The organism is Synechococcus sp. CCY 9618 (assembly GCF_019038415.1).
In the GTDB taxonomy this organism is placed as follows: domain Bacteria; phylum Cyanobacteriota; class Cyanobacteriia; order PCC-6307; family Cyanobiaceae; genus Cyanobium.
In genome coordinates, this window is record NZ_JAFKRG010000052.1 from 10,900 (window position 1) to 33,880 (window position 22,981).

Here is a 22,981-nt window from a genome sequence, read left to right on the forward strand (position 1 = left end):
TGGGGCCATCCTCGCCGATCATCCGCCCCGCAGGCTGTCGAGGCGGTCGGCGTAGCCGGTGAGTTCGCCGTAGCCCACACCCCGCAGGGTCTGCTCCCCCCGGCGCCCCGCGTAGCGGAGGGCCCCTTCCCAGTAGGTGGCCGAGGTGGTGGCCAGTTCCTGGTCGGCCATCTGGGGGGTCACCTCCAGCCGCAGGTCGAGCCGGGGAATGGAGAGGGTCCAGGCGGCGGGGTAGCGGGCGCCGCTGTGGGGGCTGCGCCAGGTGTCGGTGATCTCCAGCCCGTACTCCTGGGGCCCCAGCTCCAGTTCTTCGGCGCCATGGATCCAGCGACCGCCGCTGAAGGGTTCCCTGCCGCCATCCTCCCGGCGCAGGTCGTAGAGCATCAGGGCCGATCCATCCTCGAACTGGGCCGAGAACCAGTCCCAGCCGACGGTGCCGGGGCTCAGGGCACTGGTGGAGAACTCATGGTCCTTCCAGCTGACCCCCTGAACGGCGTGGGTGCGTCCCGCCACGGTGAGCGATCCCTCGGTGGGCTGCTGCACCAACGAGTAGTAGTGCGAGGCATTGCCCGGTTCGGATCCCTTCCGGCTCAGACCGTCCCGGCCCTGGAGCACCGGCGGCCGGCTCTGGCGGAGGGTCAGATCGATGGCCATGGCGTCGGTGCTGGCCTGCAGCCGCACCCGACCTGGGCCGGCGGCGGCGATGCGCCAGTCATTGAGCCAGACCGCGTAGGGATCGGCCTCGGCTCCCGCCAGGCCCAGGGCCCCCCGGCCGAACCGTTCCTCCTGCAGGAAGTCGCCAGCGGCGATGTCGCTGACCGTGAAATGGGCGGAATAGATCTGGGGTGTGCGCCAGGATGACGGTTCGCCCAGGGAGGCAGGATCCGCCGCCGGAGCGGAAGCCGTGGCGGATGGGGGCCTCAGGGCCTGGCGGAAGATCGTGAACTGGTAGCCGAAGGGGCGCCCCTCTGCCGTTTCCAGGTTGCCGGTGTAGTACCACCACTCGGTCTGGTAGGCGGGGTGGGCGCCGAAGTCGGCGGGGAAGTCCCAGTCGCGGGGGGTGAGGGCCCGGGCGAAACCTCCCGGGGCCGGCACCGCCCCCCAGTGCATGGTGGTGGCGGCCCCGACCGGCACCGGCCACGCCAGGCTGAGGGCCAGGGCCGCCACAAAGGCCAGCAGGATCCGCAGGAGCCGCCTGAGAGTCATTCCTGTCGCACCGCCGCGCTGATGTCCATCCGGCCGAGCCGCAAGGCCGGGTAGACCCCCGCCAGCACAGCAGCACCCACCGCGATCAGCAGGGACTGGAGGAAGAACCGGGGCTCCAGGGCGATCTGCAGGGTCCAGCCGAAGGAACGGACGTTGATGACGTGCACCAGCACCCAGGCCAGCACGAAGCCCAGGGGCATGGAGCAGGCTCCGGCCAGCAGCCCCATCAGACCGGTCTCCAGCAGGGTGAGGCGCCCCAGCTGCCGGGGCGTCATGCCGACGGCCCGCAGCACGGCGAACTCCCGGCCCCGTTCCAGCTGCAGGCTCATCAGGGTGCTGAGAATGCCGATGAAGGCCACCACCACCGTGAGCACCTGGAGGGCCCCGGTGATGGCGAAGGTACGATCGAAGATCTCCAGGGAGCCCGCCCGCAGGGAGCCGTTGGTCTGCACCAGCAGGTTCTGGCGGCTGCGGAAGCCTTCACGCAGCTCACTGGCCACCGCATCGGGATCCACTCCCGGGGCCAGGAACAGCCCCAGGGAAGCCACGCTGTCGTCGTGCCAGAGCTCGGCGACCCGGGCCCGGTCCATCAGCACGGAGCCGCGGTCGGAGGAATAGTCGTAGAACGCCGCGATCACCGGGAAGGTCCGCGGGCCGGTGGGGGTCTCGATCGTGACCGCCTCGGGGATGGCTCCATCCCCGTCGCGCAGGTAGACGGCCTCGGAGAGGATCACCCCCTCATGGGCCTCCATGGCGGCGAAGGGATCGTCGATGCCCGGCCGGATCCAGGCGTAGGGCCGCCGGCCGGCGGAGACGTCGCCGCCGGCGGCGATCAGGGTCACATCCCTGGCCTGATCCACCAGATGCACATCGAAATTGTTGTAGGTCACCATCGCCCGCAGATCGGGGCGAGCTTCGATGGCCGCCACGATGGCGGGATCCACCTTGCCGAGCACCCGGTTGGCGGTGGTGCTGGGGGGGGAGACGAACAGGTCGGCCTGAAGGGTCTGGTCGAGCCAGGTGACCACCGTGCCCCGGAAGGAACCGATCATGATCGAGATTCCCACGATCACCGACACCGCCACCATCAGGGCCGCCACGGCCACGGCCGTGCGGCTGAGGGAGCGAAGGATGTCGCGGGGGGCAAGGCGGGCCAGCACCGGCAGGCCCCCGCCGGCCCGGCCAAGCCCCCGCATGACGCCCGCCAGCACTGGCGGCACCAGCAGCGCGGCCGCCATCAGCAGGGCGAACAGTCCGGCGAAGGCGGGCACCAGGCCACCCGAGCGCCAGCGCAGCAGCAGGGCACCAAGAGCGCCACTGAGCACAGCCGCCACCAGGAACCAGGGCAGCAGCCGCTGCCAGGCCGCTTCGAGGCTGGAGCGCTGCAGGGTCATCTGGGGCGGGGTCGCCATGGCCTCCCAGGCGGGCAGCGCCGAAGCCAGCAGGGCCGAGGCCACCCCCACCCCCATCCCCTTGGCCAGGGTGAGACCGGACAGAGTGATCTGCCGCACCGAGACCACGAAATAGAAGTCGTTGATCGTCTGGGTGATCAGCCCGACGATCGTGCGCCCGAGCACCACCCCCAGCACCAGCCCCAGCAGCGAGCCCACCAGGCTGAACAGGGCCGCCTCCCCGAGGATCAGGGTGAACAGCTGGCCCCGGGTGACCCCGAGGCAGCGCAGCACCCCGAACAGGCTCCGGCGCTGCACCACGCTGAAGGTGACGGTGTTGTAGATCAGGAAAATGCCCACCACCATGGCCAGCAGGCTCATGGCGGTGAGGTTGAGCTCAAAGGCGGCGGTCATCTGCTGCACCGCATTACCGCGGGCCTCCGCCGGCTCCAGCTTCAGCCCAGGAGGAAGCCAGGCAGCGATCGCCGCCTCCTGGGCTGGGGTGTCGAGGATCAGATCGATGTGGCCCACCGCGTTGGCCAGGCCGTCACCGGCGGGATCGAGCAGCTCCTGGGCGGTGGCGATGTCCACCATCAGAAGATTCTCCAGGCCCCGGCGCTCCAGGGCGGTGTCGCTGCTGACGCTGCCCACCAGCCGCAACGCCGTCGTCCGCCCGGCCAGCTCCAGATGGAGCATTCCTGAGGCGTCATCCGCACCCGGGTGGAGCCCGAAGCGGTCGGCGGTTTCGCCAGCGATCACAGCGGTGCCGGGTTCGGTGAGGAAGGGGACAAAGCCACGGCCGCCGCCGTCGCCGCCGGCGAGGGTGCTGCGGAAAGGCGCCTCGCTGAACAGATCCACGCCCACCAGGCGCATCAGCTCACCGTCGAGTTCCTCGGCCCGGCCGTAGCCCTCGATCACCGGGGCGGCAGGCACCGCCGGGAAGCGGCGGCGCAGGGCCACGAAGCTGGTGTCAGGGACACCGCCCGGTCCGATCGCCACCAGCCGATGGGTGGCGCGGCCCGTGATGGCATCGGTGGACAGGGAAAAGGCGCGCTGGGCGGAGCCACTGGCCAGATCGATCGAGACCAGCATCGCCACTCCCAGGGCGATCCCGAGAATGCAGAGCAGATATTGCAGCGGGCGACGCCGCAGCCGGCGGGCCGCCAGGCGCCAGAGGGGGGCGTTACGGACCACGGAGGCTGGCTGCTCCTGGCTCACGCCGCCGCCTCGGCGATCGCCGCCGGTGGGGACGCTGCTTCCTCGAGCAGGTGGCCCTCCTGAACCCGCAGCACCCGGTCGGCCCGCTCGGCGATGGCGGCGTTGTGGGTGGCCATGATCAGAGTGCGGCCCTGCTGGCGGGTGAGGGCGATCAGCAGCTGGAGCACCTGCTCGCCGGTGTGTTCGTCCAGGTTGCCGGTGGGCTCGTCGGCCAGGATCAGCAGGGGCTGGTGCAGGAGCGCCCGGGCGATGGCGACACGCTGCTGCTGGCCCCCCGAGAGCCGGTCGGGCATGGCGGCGGCCCGGTCCGCCAGTCCCACCCGGGCCAGAAGGTCGCGTGCCCCGATCTCCAGAGACGGGCGAGGCAGACCTGCCAGTTCACCGGGCAGGGTGATGTTCTCCAGCACCGAGAGGGTGGGGATCAGGTTGAAGAACTGAAAGATGAAGCCGATGCGATCCCGACGGAAGAGGGTGCGGCGCCGCTCGTCGAGGGCGGTGAGATCCACCCCGGCGATGCGCACCGATCCGGAGGACGGGGTATCGATGCCGCCAATGAGGTTCAGCAGGGTGCTCTTGCCGCTGCCGCTCTGGCCAAGCAGCACCACGAACTGTCCCGGAGCGATGTGGAGGTCAACGGCCTCGAGCACCACCCGTTCCGTATCTCCCTCCTGAAAGCGCTTGCGAAGCCCCTTCAGTTCGATCGCTGCCGTGGTGCAAGCACCCGTGGAAGGCTGATCGGACATGGAGGCGGATTCGAAGGAAACGGGGTGTGGAAGCCGATTCACGGTACCCGTCCCATCCCGGGGGTTGTGGCCGCTGGCTGAGGCAGCAACCCGATCAGTCGCCACGCGCCAGGCGCCGCAGAGACCACAGGCCTCTTCGAAGGACATCGATGACGACGTCCCATCGATGCATGAAGCCTTGCCTGATCCTCAGCAGAGGCAGATACAGAGCCATCGGGATCGGTGGCATGGGCTCGAACAGCGCCCCATAGCTGATTCCAAGCCGATCAAACATCAAGAGCATCGCCGGGATCTCCACCAGGCCCTCGAGTGTGAGAAAAGAATGGACATAGTCATACTTGCCCATCAGCAGATCCACGGCACAGTGAAAACAAAATCCCTGCTTCTCCCGATAAGCGAGCAGCGACCTTCTGGAAAAATCCTGCAAGATGCCGGAGAGATGCTGCTTGCTGCTGATTCTGTGGGGTCGGTAGGGCTTGTAATGGAATTCGAAATAAACAATTGCTGTGGACGTCTTGCGGTCGCCCAGCCTGGAGCGCCCCTGGTGGTAGCCATGGTCCAGATAGCCACAGGCTGCGTAGGCAAAAAAGCACTTGGGGCTCGACGTCGTGAGGGCGTAGAAGTCTTTGCGGCAGGGGTTATGCCAGTACTTGTGCTGGATCGTCAGAACGTCGTCGCTGCCGAGGAAAGGCTGTAAGGCCCCTTCGAGATCCTGCCGCCGACAGGAGGACCCGGCATCGGTCTGGCAGGCGAGGAACTCGTCACAATCCAGCAGGAAGTAGAAGTCGAAGCTGTCTTCCCGATCCAGGCGCTGAATCAGGTCGACGATCAGCGGGCCGCGCTCGCGATGATGCCGAGGACTCCCATACTCCCAGAACACATGCACGCCACTGCGCTGGGCCTGCTTCAGAGTCCGTACAACGGAGCGGGACGTGGAGCCGTTATCGAAGATGAACAGATTTTCGTGGCCCACCAGATCAGCGTGGTAACGAATCCATGGATCCAGCAGAATCGTTTCGTTCTTCTGCATCATCACGCAGGCGAATCTCATGCCGCGTCTGGCTGACCTCTGGGGCAAAGCATAAGGACCCAGGACGTCTGCACCCCCGCAGAGGGCTGATCAGCCTGCGGATGACCCATCGCAGACCGACGGGAACCAGCGGGCCAGGGCCGACACATCCTCATCCCCGTACCCCGCCGCGATCAGGGCGTCCTCCATCGCTGCCACCTGGGCCGCCACAGGCAGCCCCAGACCGCTGGTGGCGGCAGCCTGAAGGGCGATGGCCAGATCCTTGCGGTGCAGCCGCAGCCGGAAACCAAGTGGAAACTCGCCCCGCAACATGGCGCCGGCCCGGTGTTCCAGGGCCCAGGAACCGGCGGCCCCCCCCATCAGGGACCGGCGCAGCGCCTCCATCGGCAGGCCGAGGTGCTGCCCCAGGGCCATGGCCTCCGCCACGGCCGCGTAGCTGCCCGCCACCAGCACCTGATTGACGGCCTTGGCCTCCTGGCCAGCTCCCACCGGCCCGAAGTGACCGATGGAGCCGCCCACGGCCTCCAGCACGGGACGGGCCCGCTCCAGATCGGTGGCGGCACCACCCACCAGCACCGAGAGGGTGGCAGCCCGGGCCCCCTCCGTGCCGCCCGTCACCGGGGCATCCAGATAGGCCACATCCCGCTCGGCCAGGGCGGCGGCCAGGCGGCGGGAGGTGTCCGGAGCAATGGTGGAGAAGTCGATCACCAGGCTCCCGGGTGCCAGGCCTGCCACGGCAGCGGCCGCGGGAACGCCGCGGCCTTCCCCCAGCAACACCTCGACCACGGCGGCGTCGTCGCTCAGGCACAGGGCCAGCAGATCGGCGCCGTCCGCCGCCTGCGCCGCTGTGGCGGTCCGGCGGGCCCCGGCGGCGGCCAGCGGGAGCTCCCGCTGCCTGCTGCGGTTGTGGACCGTGAGGGGGAACCCCCCGGCCAGCAGGTTGGAGGCCATCGGCATCCCCAGGGCCCCCAGACCGATGAACGCGACGGGCTTGGTCACGGTGTCCAGCCTCAGACGTTGAACAGGAACTCCATCACATCCCCCTCAGCCACCACGTACTCCTTGCCCTCGCTGCGCAGCCAGCCGCGATTGCGGGCCTCGGCCAGGGAGCCGGCCTCCAGCAGCTGGCCGTAGGCCACGGTCTGGGCGCGGATGAAGCCCCGCTCGAAATCGGTGTGGATCACACCGGCGGCCTGGGGGGCGGTCATGCCGGCGGTGATGGTCCAGGCGCGGGTTTCCTTCTCGCCGGTGGTGAAGTAAGTGCGCAGACCCAGCAGCTTGTAGGTGGCGCGGATCAGGCTCTGCAGGCCGCCTTCGCTCACTCCCAGGCCGGCCAGATAGTCGGCCCGCTCCTCGGCGGCCAGATCCACCAGTTCGGCCTCCACCTGGGCGGAGATGCGCACCGCCTCGGCCGCCTCCCTGGCTGCCAGCTCCTCCACCGCACGCACCCAGGCATTGCCGCCGGCCAGATCGTCCTCGCTGACGTTGGTGGCGTAGATGATCGGCTTGGCGGTCAGCAGGCCAAGCGTCCGCACCAGGACCTCCTCCTCCTCGCTCAGGCTCACCCGGCGCGCCGCCCCACCCTGCTCCAGTTCCGCCTGCAGCCGGGCCAGGGCTCCGTCCTCCAGCTGGGCCTCCTTGCTGGTGCGGGTCTGCTTCTTCAGCCGCTCACGCCGCTTCTCGATCTGGGCCAGATCCGCCAGGCCCAGCTCCAGGTTGATCACCTCCGCATCCCGCACCGGGTCGACGCTGCCGGACACATGGATGACGTCATCGTCCTCGAAGCAGCGCACCACGTGGACGATGGCATCCACCTCACGGATGTTGGCCAGAAACTTGTTGCCCAGTCCCTCCCCCTGGCTGGCCCCCTCCACCAGTCCGGCGATGTCGACGAACTCCACCCGGGTGGCGACGATCTCCTTCGAACGGGAGAGATCGGAGAGCTGCTGCAGCCGTTCGTCCGGCACCGCCACGACCCCCACGTTGGGCTCGATGGTGCAGAAGGGAAAGTTGGCGGCCTGGGCCTGGGCGTTGGCCACCAGGGCGTTGAACAGGGTCGACTTGCCCACGTTGGGCAGCCCGACGATTCCGGCTTTGAGCATGGCCGGAATCTAGATGGCGCCGGCCAGGGGGCCTTCGGTCCTCCCCCATCGCCAAGCCGCGGGCGGGCGCGCGAAACTGGTCTGAGCGACACGTCGGTCCATTCCCTCCCTCACCCCCCTGCCGCAGGCACCCGCTCCGCCCCAGGATGCGCAAGTGCCGACAGCCCCCGTCAGACCACCTCGCCGCACCCGCCGTCGCCGGCTCTGGATCGGTCTGGCCGTCGGTCTGGCCCTGATCACCGCCGCCGGGATCTGGCAGCGGCAGCGGATGGCCACCGGCCGGGACCTGGCTCCGTTCACCGTTGTGGCCAAGGAGGGGTCCCTGCCCGGTGTGATCACCGCGAGCGGTGAACTCGATGCCGTCCAGCGGGTCAATGTCAGCCCCAAGCGTCAGGGGATTCTGGTGGAGCTGCTGGTGGATGAGGGCGACCCGGTGCGCAAGGGCCAGCCCCTCGCCCGCATGGACGACGGTGACCTGCGCGACCGGTTGATGGAACTGCAGGCCAACGTGCTCTCGGCGGAAGCGGAGCAGCGGCGCAGCGACAGCGAGCTGCGCCGCAACGAACCCCTCTTCCGCCAGGGGGCGATCAGCCTCAATGACATGAACCGGTTCCGGGCCGAGGCCCAGGTGCGACGCCTGGCCACCGCGGCCGCCCGGGAACGGCTCAAGCAGCGGCTGGTGGAGCGGGACGAACTGATCGTGCGGGCCCCCTTCGACGGGGTGATCAGCCAGCGCTACGCCGACCCCGGCGCCTTCGTCACCCCCACCACCACCGCCTCGGCCACCGCCGGCGCCACCAGCTCCTCGATCGTGGAACTGGCCGAAGGGCTTGAGGTGGTGGCCAAGGTCCCCGAGAGCGACATCGGCCGGCTGAAAGTGGGCCTGCCCGCCTCGGTGCGGGTGGATGCCTTCCCCGATCGCCGCTTCCAGGCGCGGGTGCGTCAGATCGCGCCCCGGGCGGTGAAGACCAACAACGTCACCTCCTTCGAAGTGAAACTGCAGTTCCTCGAACCCGCCCCGGAGCTGCGCATCGGCATGACCGCCGACATCGACTTCCAGACCGGCACCCTCCAGGCCCGGACGCTGGTGCCGACGGTGGCGATCGTCACCGAGGACGGCCGCCCCGGCGTGCTGCTGGTCGGCAAGGGCCAGGAGCCCACCTTCCAGCCGGTGGAACTGGGGGCCAGCAGCGGCAAGGACACCCAGATCCTCACGGGCCTGGAGCGCGGCACCCGGGTGTTCATCGACCTGCCCCCCTGGGCCAGCAAACGCAGATGAGCCTCGATGGCCCTGAGGCCCTGCCTCAGGTGGCGACCGGTGTTCCCACACCGAGGAACCGCCCCGCCGCCGCCACGATCCGGCCGCTGGCTTCGCCGTCGCCGAAGGGATTATGGGCGCGGGCCATGGCGCCGTAGGCCTCCGGGTCCTGCAGCAGCCGGCTGGTCTCCGCCAGAATCGCTGCGCTGTCGGTTCCGATCAGCTTCGCCGTACCGGCCGTCACCGCTTCGGGCCTCTCGGTGGTGCGCCGCAGCACCAGCACGGGCTTGCCGAGGGCAGGGGCTTCTTCCTGCAGCCCCCCCGAATCGGTGAGCAGCAGGGTGCAGCCGCGCATCGCCGCCACCAGCCGGTCATAGTCGAGGGGTTCGGTGAGGAAGGCGCGGGGATGGCTGCCCAGCAGCTCCTGCAGGGGCTCCCGCACCGTGGGATTGCGGTGCAGGGGCAGCAGCAGGGCAGTGTCGGGGAAGCGTTCGAGCACCTCCAGAAATCCCTGGCCGATGTGCTGCAGGCGATCCCCCCAGTTCTCCCGCCGATGCACGGTGGCCAGCAGCACCCGCTGATGCTGCCAGTCGAGTCCCGCCAGGTCCCAGTCGGGAGCGGTGCGGGCCATCAGCAGCAGGGCATCGATCACCGTGTTGCCGGTGGTGAGGATCTCCCCCACCACACCCGATCTCCTCAGATTCTCCGCCGACTGCGCAGTGGGGGCGAAGTGCAGGCGGGCCAGCTGGGAGATGAGGCGTCGGTTCGCCTCCTCCGGGAAGGGGTCGAGCAGGTCATCGGTGCGCAGGCCCGCCTCGACGTGGCCCACGGGAATCTGCTCGTAGAAGGCGGCAAGGGCGCTGGCGAAGGCGGTGGTGGTGTCGCCCTGCACCAGGACGAGATCGGGTGGATGGGCCTCGAACTCCTCTCTCAGCCCCTGCAGGGCCGCGCAGGTGACATGGGTGAGGGTCTGCTTGGGCGCCATCAGGGCCAGGTCGTGGTCGGCGATGAGGCCGAACAGACGCATCACCTGGGTGACCATTTCCCGGTGCTGCCCGGTGAGCACCACCCGGGTGCGGAACTCGGGAGCCCGCTGGAACGCCAGGATGACCGGGGCCAGCTTGATGGCCTCCGGGCGCGTACCCAGAACGATGCTGACCAGAGGCAGTGGGGACACGATCCGGTGCGGTGGTGACCGATCCTAGGGAGGCCAGGTTCTTCTCCCCGCAGACCCGGATGGCGATGGGGCAACGAAGGAGTCGCAGGAAACGAATCCGCACCTAAGATCATTCCCGACACTTGAACGCTCCAGCTGGCCCCCAGGTTTTGCAGAGTTCTTCCATGCCACAGGCACCCCCGCCGCCTCCACCGGAGGGAACAAGTCCTGGGTCGATGTTTCTCGCCGAAACGGCCCCGCCGATGCTCTTCAACGGGGGACCGCCGCCGAAGCTCGAGGACATCGTGCGGGTGGCGTTCGATCGTAATTTTTCCGACATTCACCTGGGCGTCGGCGAAGAACCCCGCTTCCGCAACCGTGGCGACATGCTGCCTGCAGGCCTCCCGGCCACCGACAGCATCACCTTCCGGGACTGGCTGCGGGAAATCATGGAGCCCGCCGAGATTGATCGCTTCATCCAGCAGAAGGAGCATGACGGCTCCTTCGCCTTCGGCTTCGTGCGGATCCGGGTCAATCTGCTGGAATCGCTTCTGGGCCCAGCGATGGTCTTGCGGCTCATCCCCCAGACCATTCCCAGCATCGATGAACTGAACCTGCCCCAGGTGCTCAAGGATCTGGCCCTGCGGCCCAAGGGCATGCTCCTGGTGACCGGACCCACAGGTTCGGGCAAGAGCACGACGCTGGCCGCGGTCATCGACCACATCAACCGAACGATGAAACGCCACATCCTCACCATTGAGGATCCCGTGGAATTCGTTCACAAGAGCCGCCAGTCGCTGATCCGTCAGAGAGAACTCGGTACCCACACCAAGTACTTCAAGACGGCCCTGCGGGCGGCGCTGCGCGAGGATCCCGATGTGATCCTGATCGGTGAGATCCGCGACCAGGAAACCCTCACCACCGCCATCGAAGCCTCCCAGACCGGCCACCTGCTGCTCGGCACCCTGCACACCAATTCCGCCGTCCGGGCAGTTGAGCGCATGTTGGGGATGTACCCCCCTCAGGAACAGGATGGGGTGCGTCGGGCGGTGTCCGATTCGCTTCTGGGCGTGATCTCCCAGGGCCTGATCAAAACGGTCGATGGCAAGCGGACATCCTTTCACGATGTGTTCATCAACACCGATGCCTGCCGCGATTACATCCAGAGAGCCGATCTTGACGAGATCGAGTCGATCATGGAGCGCAGCGGCTTCGATGGCATGATCACCTCCAACCAGTATCTGGCTCGCCTTGTTCAGGAGGGCAAGGTCAACGGTGAGGAAGCCATGGCTGCCAGCCACAAGCCCAGCGAGCTGGCCCAGACCTTGCGCGGAAGGACCTGAACGAGAACCGCCGCTCTACTGAAAGGAGGAGACCTGGGGTGAGACCCGCTGGGTCAGGACATCGGCAAGGCTGGATCAGCCGCCTGCAAGGCGAACCACCAGCAGCACGCTCAGTCCGACGGACAATCCGAGCATGGCCAGGCGGCCGTTCCAGATCTCGGCCTGGGGGGTGAAACCGCGGCGCCAGGCATTGAGTTCCTGCTGAGAAACGGGTTCCGTCTCCACCAGTTCCGTCTCCACCAGGGGGGAGTCGAGTGGCAGGGGTTTCGCGGAGGCCATGGGGCCGATCCTGCGGCGACCTACCCACCATAGGGGCATCAAAAGGGTGGCTGCGGTGCATAGAGCCCTCCCGCCTGGTCCAGGGGCAGCCGGGCCGCCACCCCAAGAGCGATCCGGCTGCGGTTTCCGGCTTCGAACCGCTCGATCGCCGCCAGACCCACCATGGCCGCATTGTCGGTGCAGTAGGCCAGCGGAGCCAGGCGCCACTCCAGCCCCCGGGCGCCCGCGGCCACCTCCATCAGGCGCCGCAGGCGGGCATTGGCGGCCACGCCGCCCACCAGCACCAGGGTGCCCAGGCCCGCCTCGACCGCGCAACGGCAGCTGCGTTCCACCAGCACCTCGGCCACCACCTGCTCGAAACTCGCCGCCAGGTCGGCCACCGGCAGCTCCCCGCCCTGGTCGCTCAGCGTCCGGACCTGGCGGAGCACGGCCGTCTTGAGGCCACTGAAGCTGAAGTCGTAGGGATGAAAGCCCCCCTGGGGCAGGGACACCCTCCCCTTGGGGAACTGAAAGCGACGGGGATCACCGCCCACCGCGATCGCTTCGATCGCCGGTCCTCCCGGATACCCCAGGCCCAGCAGTCGGGCCACCTTGTCGAAGCATTCGCCGGCGGCGTCGTCGCGGCTGCGGCCCAGGCGGGCGTAGACCCCCGGGCCGTCGACCCGGATCAGTTCGGTGTGGCCGCCACTGACGAGCAGGACCAGGTAGGGGCCCGCCGGCAGGGGCTCGCCCAGATGCACAGAACAGAGATGGCCCTCCAGATGGTGCACGCCCAGGAACGGCTTGGCGTGGAGCCGCGCCAGGGTCCGCCCCGTCACCGACCCCACCAGGAGGGCCCCGGCCAGTCCGGGGGCCACGGTGGCGGCGATGGCGTCGAGGTCGGCCATGGCCAGGCCGCTCTCCGCCAGCACCCGGGCGATCAGGGCCGGCAGGGCCTCCACGTGGCGCCGGGAGGCGATTTCGGGCACCACCCCGCCCCAGCGGGCGTGTTCCTCCATCTGGGTGGCCACCGCCCCCGCCAGCACCCGCCGACCGGACACGATCGCCGCCGCCGACTCGTCACAACTTGTTTCGAGGGCCAGAACCGTGCTCATGTGCCCCGGAGAGCTCCCCTACTGTCCGCACGAGCCATCCTGCCCCGCGGCAGTTCACCCGCGGCCCCTCTCCATGCGCCGTTTTCTCTCCAGCCGTTCCTTCGCCACCGGACTGTTCGCCCTTGTGGCGTCCGTCTTCCTGCTCTTCGGCTTCGCCCCATCGGCCCAGGCCGACATCGGCGGGCTGACCCCCTGCAGCGAGAATCCCCGCTTCCAGCAGCGCGCCGCCGGAGCCAGCACCGACCAGGCCAAGGCCCGCTTCGCCATGTACGGCCAGGCCCTGTGCGGCACCGATGGCCTGCCCCACCTGATCGTCGACGGTCGCTGGAACCACGCCGGTGACTTCACGATCCCCGGCATCGCCTTCCTCTACATCGCCGGCTGCATCGGCTGGGCCGGTCGCTCCTACATCCAGGCCGTGCGGGGCGCCAAGGACGCCAACATGAAGGAGATCCAGATCGACCTGCCCCTGGCCTTCAAGAGCACCCTGGCCGCCGCCAGCTGGCCCCTGGCCGCCTTCAAGGAATTCACCGGCGGCAAGCTGCTCGAAGACGACAGCAAGGTGACCGTCTCTCCCCGCTGAGGACGACCTCCCAAGCCGGAACCGTTCCGGATCTCTCAATCAGCCGCCCCTATCGCACCGCCTCTCCATGAAGAAGTTCCTCACCACTGCCCCGGTCTTCGCCGCGATCTGGTTCGGCATCACCGCCGGGATCATGATCGAATTCAACCGATTCTTCCCCGACCTGCTCTTCCACCCCCTCTGAATCACCGGGCCTGCACCGCAGCCGGATCGATTCCTCTGCTGAGGCTCTGGCGACCCTTCGGGTCGCTTTTTTCATGGCTGCCCCTTCCAGTGGAGCGTCAGGATCCTGCCGGCGACGGTCCGAGACCGACCAGTCGTTCCAGCTCCACCACCGCCGCCTCCAGATCGGCGTTCACCAGCACCGCATCGAACTCGGCCTCGGCCTCCAGTTCCACCCGCGCCCGGTCCAGGCGCCTGCGGATGGCCTCCTCGGCGTCGGTGCCGCGGCCGCGGATGCGGCGCTCCAGCTCCGCGAAGGAGGGGGGCTTGATCAGCAGCTGGAAGGCGGACGGAAAGGTCTGCCGCACCTGACGGGCCCCCTCCAGCTCGATCTCCAGAAGCACGGGCTGGCCCTGGGCCAGGTGGGCCTCCACCGGCCCCCGGGGAGTGCCGTAGAGGTGCCCCGCGAATGCGGCCCATTCCAGGAATCTCCCCTCGGCCACCCGACGCTCAAACTCCGGGCGCGAAAGGAAGACATAGTGCTGCCCATCGATCTCCCCGGCCCGGGGGGCCCGGGTGGTGGCCGACACCGAGAGCCAGAGGGCCGGATGGCGCTGCTGCAGCCGGGCCACCAGGGTTCCCTTGCCCACCCCGCTGGGACCGGTGATCACCGTGAGCCGGCCGGGAAGGGGGGAGGGTGCCATGGATCGCGGGCGCTGGGGCGCACAGTAGGGGTGGACCGCACAGGACAGCATTCGAGGCGATGGCCCCATCCCCGCCCATCCAGGCCATGGATGTGACCAGCCTGCGCGCCGTGCTGGCGGAAATGCGCCCGGTGGTTCTGCCCAGCCGCTTCGAGAAGGCCCAGCAAGCCGACAGCCATCGGCTGCAGCTGGGCCTGCGCAGCCTCCAGGGCAGCCGCTGGCTGGAGCTGAGCTGGCTGGCGGAGGCCCCCAGGCTGCTGCTCATCGACCCGCCGCCCCGCCAGGGGGATGGCAGCACCCTGGCCCAGCAGCTCCAGCACGGCCTGCGGGGCCTGGCCCTGGTGAGCCTCGAGCAGCAGGGCTGGGAGCGGGTGGTGGAACTGGGCTTCGCCCGCCGTCCCGGTGAGCCGCTCCAGCGGCAGCTGGTGCTGGAGGCGATGGGGCGCCACAGCAATCTCTTCCTGCTCGACGGCGAGCGGCGGGTGATCGCCCTGGCCCGCCAGGTGCGGCAGGACCGCTCCCGGCTGCGGCCCATCGGCACGGGGGATGCCTACGTCCCGCCGCCCCCCATGGCGGGGGAGCCCCCCCGGCTGGCGGAGCCGTTCGCCTCCTGGCAGCGCCGTCTCACCCTGCTGCCCCAGACGCTGGGCGAGGCTCTGATGGGCGCCTACCAGGGCATCGGGCCGGCCCTGGCCCGCCAGCTGGCCCAGGAGGGACTGGCCCGGCCGGTGGCCTCCCTGCAGACGGAGCAGTGGGAGCGCCTCTGGCAGCGCTGGCGCCGCTGGCTGGAGGCAGTGAGCGAGGAGCGGTTCCAGCTGGGCTGGGGCGGCCCCAGCGACTATCGCTGCTGGGACCCCGGGCCCACCGACGCGCCGGCGCCCCCCGATCCCTGGCCGATCAACCGTGGACTGGCGGGCTACTACGACGAACGGCTGGGACGCCGGGCCCTGGAGCAGCGGCGCACGACCCTGCGGCAACGGCTGCAGCACGCGGCGGACAGGGAGCGCCGCAACGCCGACCAGCAACGGGCCCTGCTGGCGGCGGTGCCCGGCAGCGAAGGGATGCAGGAACAGGCCGACGCCCTGCTGAGCCTGCCGGCACCGTCGCGGGAGCAGGTGGAGGAGGCTCAGAGGCTGTACCGCAAGGCCCGCAAGCTGCGCCGCTCGCTGGCGGCCATCACGCCCCGGCTGGAGCTTCACCAGCAGCGGCTGGCGGCGATCGAGGCCAGTCTCACCTTCCTGGAGCAGGCGGAGAGCGCCGCCCAGCTGACCGCCGTGGAGGAGGACCTGCCGGCCCTGCTGCCGGCGCGGGACGGCCAGGGTTCCGGTCCCTCCCGGCGCACCCGGCGGGGATCGGCCGGCGGCGCGCCGACCCCCCTGGAGCTGCGCAGCAGCGGCGGCCTGCGGCTGCAGGTGGGGCGCAACCACCGCCAGAACGAATGGATCAGCCTGCAGCAGGCCCGCCGCGGCGATCTCTGGTTCCACGCCCAGGAGTGCCCGGGAAGCCATGTGGTGCTGAAGGGCTCGGAGGGCAGCCCCACGGAGGAGGACCTGCGCGAAGCGGCCGATCTGGCGGCCCACTTCAGCCGGGCAAGGGCCAACGCTCGGGTACCGGTGGTGATGGTGCCCACCGGGGATCTGCAGCGCATTGCCGGGGCCGGCCCCGGCACCGTGCGCCATCGGGGCGGTGAGGTGCTGTGGGCGGTGCCGGAGCGGGCCTCGGATCGGCTGGCGGAGCCCCCTAGGCTGCCCTCATCGGATCAGCCATGAGCGACATCATCCCCGAGGACGATTTCCCCGGCGAGGTGCAGATGAGCCTGGTGGAGCACCTTGAGGAGCTCCGCAGGCGCGTGCTGCGCAGCCTCCTGGCCGTGGTGGTCGGAGCCGCCGCCTGCCTGGTGGGAGTGCGGCCGCTGGTGCGGCTGCTGGAGGTGCCGGCCGATGGGATCCGCTTCCTGCAGCTGGCCCCCGGCGAATTCCTGTTCGTGTCCCTCAAGGTGGCGGGCTACGCGGGCCTGACCCTGGCCCTGCCCTACGTGATCTTCGAAGCCCTGGCCTTCGTGCTGCCGGGGCTGAGCCGGCGCGAGCGGAAGCTGGTGGCGCCCGCCGTGGCCGGCTCCACGGTGCTGTTCGCAGCGGGGCTGGCCTTCGCCTGGTGGGCCCTGGTGCCGGCCGCCCTGCGCTTCCTGGTGTCCTACGGCGCCGACGTGGTGGAACCGATCTGGTCGATCGAGCGCTACCTCGACTTCGTGCTGCTGCTGATGGTGGCCACCGCCCTGGCCTTCCAGCTGCCGGTGCTGCAGCTGCTGCTGGGGGCCCTGGGGCTGATCGACTGGCGCACCATGCTGGGCGCCTGGCGCTGGGTGGTGCTGGTGGCGGCCCTGGCCGGCGCCGTGCTCACCCCCTCCACCGACCCGATCACCATGCTGCTCCTCACCGGAGCGATCACGGCGCTCTACCTGCTGGGGGTGGGACTGGTGGCCCTGGCGGAGAGCGTGCGGCCCTCCCCGACGCCCTCCACCTGAGCGGGGGCTGGGGACCCGCTCAGAGCATGAACTCGCTGGCGCGCCCCTGCGGCAGCTCCAGGGGCAGGGACAGGGCCTTGCCCAGTCGCGGCCGGTCGGCGGTGGTCTGGAGCCAGTGGCGCACCTGGGAGGCCACACCCAGGCCGTTGAGGGAGCCCACCAGCTCCTCGAGATGCTCCTCGTAGGCCTGGGGCGTGAGCGGAAAGGACTGCTGCTCCAGATAGCCCCACATCACATGCAGGTAAAGGCGGCCGCGGCGCTGCACCAGCTGCAGGTCGTAGGAGGCCTGCCAGCGGGCCCGCAGCAGATCCAGCAGCTCCTGGCGGCGAAGCGGCTCAGGCGAGGTCATGGCGGATGGCGCACTCCACAACAGCATGTTGCAGCCCGCCTCAGGGGGATGGAACAGGGACCCGGGCAGGGAAGGGCAAGGTTCATAATGGGCGCCACGTCGTATCGGACACACCGAGCCGTTCCCTATGACCCAGATCCCTGCGGCCTCCTCGAACGGTGGAGCTTCCGGAGATGTGCCCGGCATGGGCCGTCGGCAGTTCATGAACCTGCTCACCTTCGGCTCCGTCACCGGCGTTGCCCTCGGTGCCCTCTATCCGGTCGTCAGATACTTCATTCCCCCCAGGGCCGCCGGCAGCGGTGGCGGCGTCACCGCCAAGGACGAACTGGGCAACAACGTCACCGCCTCCGGCTGGCTCTCCACCCATAAAGAAGGCGACCGCAGCCTGGTCCAGGGCCTCAAGGGCGACCCCACCTACCTGCTGGTGGAAGGCGGCGACGCCATCGGCGACTACGGCATCAACGCCATCTGCACCCACCTGGGCTGCGTGGTGCCCTGGAACAGCGGCGCCAACAAGTTCATCTGTCCCTGCCACGGCAGCCAGTACGACGCCGCCGGCAAGGTGGTGCGCGGCCCCGCCCCCCTCTCCCTGGCCCTGGCCCACGTCAGCGTCGAGAACGACAACGTGTTCCTCAGCCAGTGGACCGAAACCGATTTCCGCACCGGCGACAAGGCCTGGTGGGCCTGATCCGCACCTGAACCTCCCCCCCAATCCCCCCTCCGCCGCCCACCACCGCCAACCCCATGCGCCGCTTCCTCTCCCCTCTGCTCGGCAGCCTCCTCACCCTCAGCCTCTCGGTGGGGGTGCTGCTTCTGGGGGCCAGCCCCAGCTGGGCCTACCCCTTCTGGGCCCAGCAGAACTACGCCACCCCGCGGGAAGCCACAGGAAAGATCGTCTGCGCCAACTGCCACCTGGCCAAGAAGGCCACCCGGGTGGAGGTACCCCAGGCCGTCTTCCCCGACACGGTCTTCAAGGCGGTGGTGGAAATCCCCTACGACACGTCGGTCCAGCAGGTGTCGGGCAACGGCAGCCCCGCCGGCCTCAACGTGGGAGCTGTGGTGATGCTGCCCGACGGCTTCACCCTGGCCCCCCAGGACCGCCTCAGCGATGAGCTCAAGGAGGAGACCGCCGGCATCTACTACACCCAGTACAGCGACGACCAGCCCAACATCCTGCTGGTGGGCCCCCTCCCCGGAGACCAGCACCAGGAGATCGTCTTCCCGATCCTGTCGCCGGATCCCGGCACCGACAGCGCCATCCACTTCGGCAAGTACCAGGTGCATGTGGGCGGCAACCGGGGCCGCGGCCAGGTGACCCCCGAAGGCGAGAAGACCAACAACGCCATCTACACCGCCCCGGCGGCCGGCACGGTGAGCGCCATCACCGCTTCTGATGACGGCGCCACCACCGTCGTGGAGATCACCGGCACTGCCGGCAGCACCGTCACCGAAACGATCCCCGCCGGTCCCACCCTGACGGTGGCCGTGGGCGATGCGGTCGAGGCCGGCGCCCCCATCACCAATGACCCCAACGTGGGTGGCTTCGGCCAGATCGACGCCGAAGTGGTGCTTCAGAACCCGGTGCGCATCTACGGTCTGCTGGCCTTCTTCGCCGCCGTGGCCCTGGCCCAGATCATGCTGGTGCTCAAGAAGCGCCAGGTGGAGAAGGTCCAGGCGGCGGAGGGCTTCTGAGCTCCACCCTCGGACTGTTCACATCCCCGGGGCCGCTGGTCTTCCAGCTGGGTCCTGTCTCCATCCGCTGGTATGGCCTGCTGATCGCCATGGCGGTGCTGCTGGGGCTGCTGCTGGCCAGCTGGCTGGGCCGACGCCGGGGCATCGATCCGGCCCTGATCGCCGACCTGCTGCCCCTGCTGGTGCTGGGCGCCGTGGTCGGGGCCCGCATCTATTACGTGGCCCTGGAGTGGCGCCAGTACCAGGACGACTGGCGCGGCGTCTTCGCCATCTGGCGAGGGGGCATCGCCATCCATGGCGCCCTGATCGGCGGCACCCTGGTCACCATTCTCTTCTGCCGCTGGCGCCGCCAGCCCTTCTGGGCCCTGCTCGACGTGCTGGTTCCTGCCGTGGCCCTGGGCCAGGCCATCGGCCGCTGGGGCAATTTCTTCAACTCCGAGGCCTTCGGCCTGCCCACCAACCTGCCCTGGGCCCTGACCATCCCGATGGCCAACCGCCCGGCCCAGTTCATCGAGCAGGCCTCCTTCCACCCCACGTTCCTCTACGAGTCCCTCTGGAATCTGGGCGTCTGCGCCCTGCTGCTGCTGCTGTTCCGCCTCGGCAGCCAGGGCCGCCTGCGGCTCCCGGCCGGAGCCCTCAGCTGCACCTACCTGATGGCCTACAGCGCCGGTCGCTTCTGGATCGAAGGGCTGCGGCTCGACCCGCTCTGCCTGTTCTCCCAGCCTCCCTTCTGTGCGGGCGGCCTGCGCATGGCCCAGCTGATGAGCCTGCTGCTCATCCTCCTGGGGGGCGCCGGACTGCTCTGGCTCTACCGCATCCGCCGTCCCCTCCCTGACCCTTCCGGTGTGAGCCCATGACCGCCACCGTCCAGATCGTGGGCGCAGGCCCCGGCGCGCCCGACCTGCTCACCCTGCGCGCCGCCCGGGCCATCGAAGCGGCGGAGGTGCTGGTCTGGACCGACTCCCTGGTGAATCCCCAGATCGCCGCCCTGGCCCCGGAGGGTTGCGAATCGGTGCGCACCAGCACCCTCACCCTCGAAGAGGTGATGGAGGTGGTGCGGGAGCGGGCCCTGGCGGGCCGGCGGGTGGTGCGCCTCCACGACGGCGATCCCTGCCTCTATGGCGCCCTGCAGGAGCAGATCTGCCGGCTGGCCGACGCCGGGCTGGCGGTGGAGGTGGTTCCGGGCCTGAGCGCCTACCAGGCCACCGCCGCCGCTCTGGGAACCGAGCTGACCATCCCCGGGAGGGTGCAGACGATCGTCCTGAGCCGGGCCGGCGGACGCACGGGCGTGCCGGAGCGGGAATCCCTGGCCCGACTCGCCGCCCTGCAGGCCTCCCTCTGCCTCTACCTGAGCGCCCGGCATGTGGAGGAGGTGCAGGCCGAACTGCTGCAGCACTACCCGGCCGACACGCCCGTGGCGATCGGCTACCGGGTGAGCTGGCCCGACCAGTGGCTGCAGGTGGTGCCGCTGGAGGCCATGGCCCGGGTCAGCCGGGAGCGGAACCTGATCCGCACCACCCTGTATGTGGTGAGCCCCGCCCTGCGGCCCGCCGAGGGGGCCCGCTCCCTGCTCTATTCCGCCGCCCACAACCACCTGTTCCGCGGCGGCGCGGAGTGAATCCGGCCCGACCCGGCCTGCGCCACCTGCGCGGCTGGGTCGCAGCGGCGGAGGCCGATGGCTGGCTGGAGCAGCTGCGGCGGGAGGTGCCCTGGAAACAGGAGCACATCACTGTCTACGGCCGGCGCCATGCCATGCCCCGGCTCACCTGCTGGATGGCCGACCCCGGCTGCGGCTATCGCTATTCCGGCCTGGAGAACGCCATCGAGCCCTGGACGCCCCTGGCCGAGGCGATCCGCCGGCGCATCGGCGCGGCCGCTGGCCGGTCCTTCAATTCCCTGCTGCTCAATCTCTACCGGGACGGCCGCGATGCCATGGGCTGGCATGCCGACGACGAACCCGAGCTGGATCCCGGTGCCCCCATCGCCTCCCTGAGCCTGGGGGCCAGCCGCACCCTGCGGTTCCGGAGCCGCCAGCGCAACGCGACCCCCACCGTGGCGGTGGAACTGGGCCACGGGGATCTGCTGCTGATGGACCCGCCCACCCAGCGGCACTGGCAGCATGGCCTGCCGAGGCGCCTGAGGGTCGCAGCCCCCCGGCTGAACCTCACCTTCCGGGTGGTTCTGCCGACGACCTGAGGGCGAAGGCCGGTGGGGCCGCCCCCCTGGGCGGCCGAGGGAGACGTCGGCTCAGCGGCTGGATGGCGACAATGGATGCGTACCTCTGAGCGGAGTTCCGAGGGCGATGGTGAGGCTCAGCGGCGACCGACAGAAACGAATCCTCCTGATGCTGCTCGGCGTCACCGTCCTGGCTGGCGGCTGCCAGTTCACCGGGGTCAGCGAGGGCGGCCGGGAGCGCTGCCGCCAGCGGGGTGCCGGGGCCGGTGATCCGGTGAGGGCGGCCCTGGCCTATGTGCGCTGCCTGCCCACGACAGATCGCAGCCTGGCGATCGAGAACGCAACGTCCAGGGCCGCTGCCGCCCGCCAGGCGGCGCTGGATGCCTGCCGCAGCCGCCAGCAGCGGATCAGCGCCCTGATGGCCTCCCTGCGGGAGGCGGAACAGGAACTGGCCGCGGCCAGGAACGCCCCGTTCCGGCCTTCCGAGGCGGCACCTCCTCCCCTGGACGCCCGCAGGGAGGCCCGCTACCGCCAGGAGGACCAGCAGCTCGACCGCGAACGTTACGAGGCGGCTTTCGACGCCTGGGAGCAGCGTGTGGCCGGGCAGAGGGCCCGCTGGCGAGAGGAACGGGCCACGCGGATCGAGAGCGCCCAGGCACGGCTCGACCGGGACTTCCTGGCCCTGAAAACGCTCCAGCCCGATCTGTTCAACGCTCCTGAAAGCATCGAGTTCGATCCGGAGGTGGCCCGCCGGGTGACGAACGGCTGCGAAGGCACCGGTTAGCCGATCACCTCCACGTCGATCACATCCGCCTCCGTCCAGGAGGCCGGTACCCGCCGCCCCAGCTCCCGGGCGGCAAAGGCCCCGAGCCGCCGCGTCATGACGTAGTCGACCCCCCCTCCCACCAGGCCTCCCAGTACGGGGACAACCCGGTGCAGCCGAACCAGGCCCCCTTCCCCGAACCGGCTGACCAGGCGGAAACCCACGGCCCGGTTGATCGCGGCCAGGACACCGGCCGGCAGGCGTCGCAACTGGGCCTGGGCGAACTGCTGGCTGGCTTTGACACCGATCTGCTTGAGCACCTCTCCGGCCTCCTCACCGATCAGGGTGAGCAGGATCTGGGTGCGCACCGCTTCATGCTCCAGATCGAATCCATGGAGCGCCGCGATGGCGGCCACCAGGCGGGTCTGGATGACCCAGGTGGCCGTCACCGCGGCAGGCAACTGCACCGGCAGCAGGGCGAATCCCCCCAGACCGGTGAGGAATCCGGTGCCCCCGTTCCAGCGGGCCTGGTCCTCGATCATCTCCTGAACCGCCCGCTCCAGGCCCACCTGGGCAATGCGGGGCCCGTAGTCTCCGGCCACCTCCGCAGCCGACCGCAACCGGATCGGTGCTCCTCCCGGCAGGGGACTGGGCAGGGGGGCCCCCTCCACGCCCCAGAGCACCAGGCGGCGCACCAGCTCCTCCACCGGCAAGGGGGATCCAGGCACTGAGGCCATGGCGGACCGCCAGAGGTCGGACGCAGCTTAGGCGGGGTCTGGCGCGGCCAGGAACAGAGTTCTGCGCCCCGGTGCTCGACGACCAGATGGCTCATGGACACGGTTTCCAGCCTGAGCCATGCGCCGGTGATCACCGGGCATCCCGCCGGAGCTGACGTGGCGGAAGGGATTTGACAGTGAGATCGGCGACCGTGTAGGAGAGATCAGGCCATAAGGCCGGGACGACATCCAACCGGTTCAGGGAAAGATCACTTTCTCAGCCAGCTTGGGCCGAAATCCCTGATGGGCGATTAGCACAGCGGTAGCGCACTTCCTTCACACGGAAGGGGTCACTGGTTCGAATCCAGTATCGCCCATGTTTTCGGTCTTCCCGATGGCCCGATCCACTTTCTGGGATCGCTCTGCGGGATTGGATCGATGGTCGTGTTCAGGTCGGGTCGCCATACTGCAAAGACCGCCGCGTCTACGGAGT

Annotated in this window: 24 protein-coding genes and 1 tRNA gene; 13 read left to right on the forward strand and 12 right to left on the reverse strand. The window is 69.5% G+C overall.

Features of this window, described 5'->3' with window-relative positions; genetic code table 11:
• Positions 1-18: 18 nt before the first annotated feature.
• The 6 genes from KUG41_RS13895 to ychF all read right to left on the reverse strand — a co-directional run bounded on the left by KUG41_RS13895 (position 19) and on the right by ychF (position 7,690).
• Positions 19-1,206 carry a lipocalin-like domain-containing protein gene (locus KUG41_RS13895; protein ID WP_216904812.1) on the reverse strand — a complete coding sequence of 396 codons (1,188 nt, stop codon included), beginning with the start codon at positions 1,204-1,206 and terminating at the stop codon, positions 19-21.
• Positions 1,203-3,791: an ABC transporter permease gene (locus tag KUG41_RS13900; RefSeq protein ID WP_371734160.1), complete on the reverse strand. Its 2,589-nt coding sequence runs from the start codon at positions 3,789-3,791 to the stop codon at positions 1,203-1,205. The genes KUG41_RS13895 and KUG41_RS13900 overlap by 4 nt, the downstream gene beginning before the upstream one ends.
• A 20-nt stretch (positions 3,792-3,811) precedes the next feature.
• Positions 3,812-4,558 carry an ABC transporter ATP-binding protein gene (locus tag KUG41_RS13905; protein WP_216904814.1) on the reverse strand — a complete coding sequence of 249 codons (747 nt, stop codon included), beginning with the start codon at positions 4,556-4,558 and terminating at the stop codon, positions 3,812-3,814.
• Positions 4,559-4,652: 94 nt separating this feature from the next.
• Positions 4,653-5,609: a glycosyltransferase family 2 protein gene (locus tag KUG41_RS13910; RefSeq protein ID WP_216904815.1), complete on the reverse strand. Its 957-nt coding sequence runs from the start codon at positions 5,607-5,609 to the stop codon at positions 4,653-4,655.
• Between the two features lie 69 nt (positions 5,610-5,678).
• Positions 5,679-6,587, reverse strand: coding sequence for an NAD(P)-dependent oxidoreductase (locus tag KUG41_RS13915; protein WP_216904816.1), 909 nt, complete (start codon positions 6,585-6,587; stop codon positions 5,679-5,681).
• Positions 6,588-6,598: 11 nt separating this feature from the next.
• Entirely contained in the window at positions 6,599-7,690 is a 1,092-nt protein-coding gene (gene ychF, locus KUG41_RS13920) for a redox-regulated ATPase YchF (protein ID WP_216904817.1), read from the reverse strand.
• Between the two features lie 154 nt (positions 7,691-7,844).
• Between ychF and KUG41_RS13925 the strand changes: the two genes are divergently transcribed.
• Complete coding sequence (locus KUG41_RS13925) at positions 7,845-8,969, forward strand: efflux RND transporter periplasmic adaptor subunit (RefSeq protein WP_216904818.1); 1,125 nt, start codon at positions 7,845-7,847, stop codon at positions 8,967-8,969.
• Positions 8,970-8,994: 25 nt separating this feature from the next.
• On the opposite strand, the gene wecB is transcribed toward KUG41_RS13925, so the two are convergent.
• Entirely contained in the window at positions 8,995-10,125 is a 1,131-nt protein-coding gene (gene wecB, locus KUG41_RS13930; protein ID WP_371734161.1) for a non-hydrolyzing UDP-N-acetylglucosamine 2-epimerase, read from the reverse strand.
• A 215-nt stretch (positions 10,126-10,340) separates the two neighbouring features.
• Between wecB and KUG41_RS13935 the strand changes: the two genes are divergently transcribed.
• Positions 10,341-11,447: a type IV pilus twitching motility protein PilT gene (locus tag KUG41_RS13935; protein ID WP_254217304.1), complete on the forward strand. Its 1,107-nt coding sequence runs from the start codon at positions 10,341-10,343 to the stop codon at positions 11,445-11,447.
• A gap of 75 nt (positions 11,448-11,522) precedes the next feature.
• Here KUG41_RS13935 and KUG41_RS13940 read toward each other — a convergent pair whose 3' ends face one another.
• Both KUG41_RS13940 and tsaD read right to left on the reverse strand, forming a co-directional pair.
• Entirely contained in the window at positions 11,523-11,726 is a 204-nt protein-coding gene (locus KUG41_RS13940) for a high light inducible protein (protein WP_216904820.1), read from the reverse strand.
• A 38-nt stretch (positions 11,727-11,764) separates the two neighbouring features.
• Entirely contained in the window at positions 11,765-12,820 is a 1,056-nt protein-coding gene (tsaD, locus tag KUG41_RS13945) for a tRNA (adenosine(37)-N6)-threonylcarbamoyltransferase complex transferase subunit TsaD (protein ID WP_216904821.1), read from the reverse strand.
• A 73-nt stretch (positions 12,821-12,893) separates the two neighbouring features.
• On the opposite strand from tsaD, the gene KUG41_RS13950 reads away from it, so the two are divergent.
• Positions 12,894-13,403, forward strand: a complete 510-nt coding sequence (locus KUG41_RS13950) for a Photosystem I reaction center subunit III (protein WP_216904822.1) — start codon at positions 12,894-12,896, stop codon at positions 13,401-13,403.
• Between the two features lie 67 nt (positions 13,404-13,470).
• Positions 13,471-13,587, forward strand: coding sequence for a photosystem I reaction center subunit IX (gene psaJ, locus KUG41_RS13955; protein WP_035834007.1), 117 nt, complete (start codon positions 13,471-13,473; stop codon positions 13,585-13,587).
• A gap of 97 nt (positions 13,588-13,684) precedes the next feature.
• Here psaJ and gmk read toward each other — a convergent pair whose 3' ends face one another.
• Positions 13,685-14,269, reverse strand: a complete 585-nt coding sequence (gene gmk, locus KUG41_RS13960) for a guanylate kinase (protein ID WP_216904823.1) — start codon at positions 14,267-14,269, stop codon at positions 13,685-13,687.
• Between the two features lie 59 nt (positions 14,270-14,328).
• On the opposite strand from gmk, the gene KUG41_RS13965 reads away from it, so the two are divergent.
• Both KUG41_RS13965 and tatC read left to right on the forward strand, forming a co-directional pair.
• Positions 14,329-16,038 carry an NFACT family protein gene (locus KUG41_RS13965; RefSeq protein WP_216904824.1) on the forward strand — a complete coding sequence of 570 codons (1,710 nt, stop codon included), beginning with the start codon at positions 14,329-14,331 and terminating at the stop codon, positions 16,036-16,038.
• The gene (gene tatC, locus KUG41_RS13970; protein WP_216904825.1) at positions 16,035-16,793 is read left to right on the forward strand and encodes a twin-arginine translocase subunit TatC; all 759 of its coding nucleotides are present in this window, start codon (positions 16,035-16,037) and stop codon (positions 16,791-16,793) included. Before KUG41_RS13965 ends, tatC begins: the two co-directional genes overlap by 4 nt.
• Positions 16,794-16,812: 19 nt before the next feature.
• Here the strand turns inward: tatC and KUG41_RS13975 are convergent, their stop codons facing one another.
• Entirely contained in the window at positions 16,813-17,142 is a 330-nt protein-coding gene (locus KUG41_RS13975; protein WP_254217305.1) for a DUF3067 family protein, read from the reverse strand.
• Positions 17,143-17,269: 127 nt separating this feature from the next.
• Here KUG41_RS13975 and petC point away from each other — a divergent pair, with 127 nt between their 5' ends.
• The 6 genes from petC to KUG41_RS14005 all read left to right on the forward strand — a co-directional run bounded on the left by petC (position 17,270) and on the right by KUG41_RS14005 (position 21,793).
• Positions 17,270-17,830, forward strand: coding sequence for a cytochrome b6-f complex iron-sulfur subunit (petC, locus tag KUG41_RS13980; RefSeq protein WP_216904827.1), 561 nt, complete (start codon positions 17,270-17,272; stop codon positions 17,828-17,830).
• A gap of 56 nt (positions 17,831-17,886) precedes the next feature.
• Positions 17,887-18,834 (forward strand): cytochrome f, encoded by a 948-nt coding sequence (gene petA, locus KUG41_RS13985; RefSeq protein ID WP_216904828.1) that lies wholly within the window; start codon positions 17,887-17,889, stop codon positions 18,832-18,834.
• 14 nt (positions 18,835-18,848) lie between these two features.
• A complete protein-coding gene (gene lgt, locus KUG41_RS13990; protein ID WP_216904854.1) occupies positions 18,849-19,691 on the forward strand; it encodes a prolipoprotein diacylglyceryl transferase in 843 nt (280 codons plus the stop codon).
• A complete protein-coding gene (cobM, locus tag KUG41_RS13995; RefSeq protein ID WP_216904829.1) occupies positions 19,688-20,452 on the forward strand; it encodes a precorrin-4 C(11)-methyltransferase in 765 nt (254 codons plus the stop codon). The genes lgt and cobM overlap by 4 nt, the downstream gene beginning before the upstream one ends.
• Positions 20,449-21,030 (forward strand): alpha-ketoglutarate-dependent dioxygenase AlkB, encoded by a 582-nt coding sequence (locus tag KUG41_RS14000; protein WP_216904830.1) that lies wholly within the window; start codon positions 20,449-20,451, stop codon positions 21,028-21,030. The genes cobM and KUG41_RS14000 overlap by 4 nt, the downstream gene beginning before the upstream one ends.
• A gap of 148 nt (positions 21,031-21,178) precedes the next feature.
• Entirely contained in the window at positions 21,179-21,793 is a 615-nt protein-coding gene (locus KUG41_RS14005; protein WP_216904831.1) for a hypothetical protein, read from the forward strand.
• On the opposite strand, the gene KUG41_RS14010 is transcribed toward KUG41_RS14005, so the two are convergent.
• Positions 21,790-22,509, reverse strand: a complete 720-nt coding sequence (locus KUG41_RS14010) for an EcsC family protein (protein ID WP_216904832.1) — start codon at positions 22,507-22,509, stop codon at positions 21,790-21,792. The two genes, KUG41_RS14005 and KUG41_RS14010, sit on opposite strands and share 4 nt — an antisense overlap.
• Positions 22,510-22,793: 284 nt before the next feature.
• Here KUG41_RS14010 and KUG41_RS14015 point away from each other — a divergent pair.
• Positions 22,794-22,865, forward strand: a tRNA-Val gene (locus KUG41_RS14015).
• Positions 22,866-22,981 lie beyond the last annotated feature (116 nt).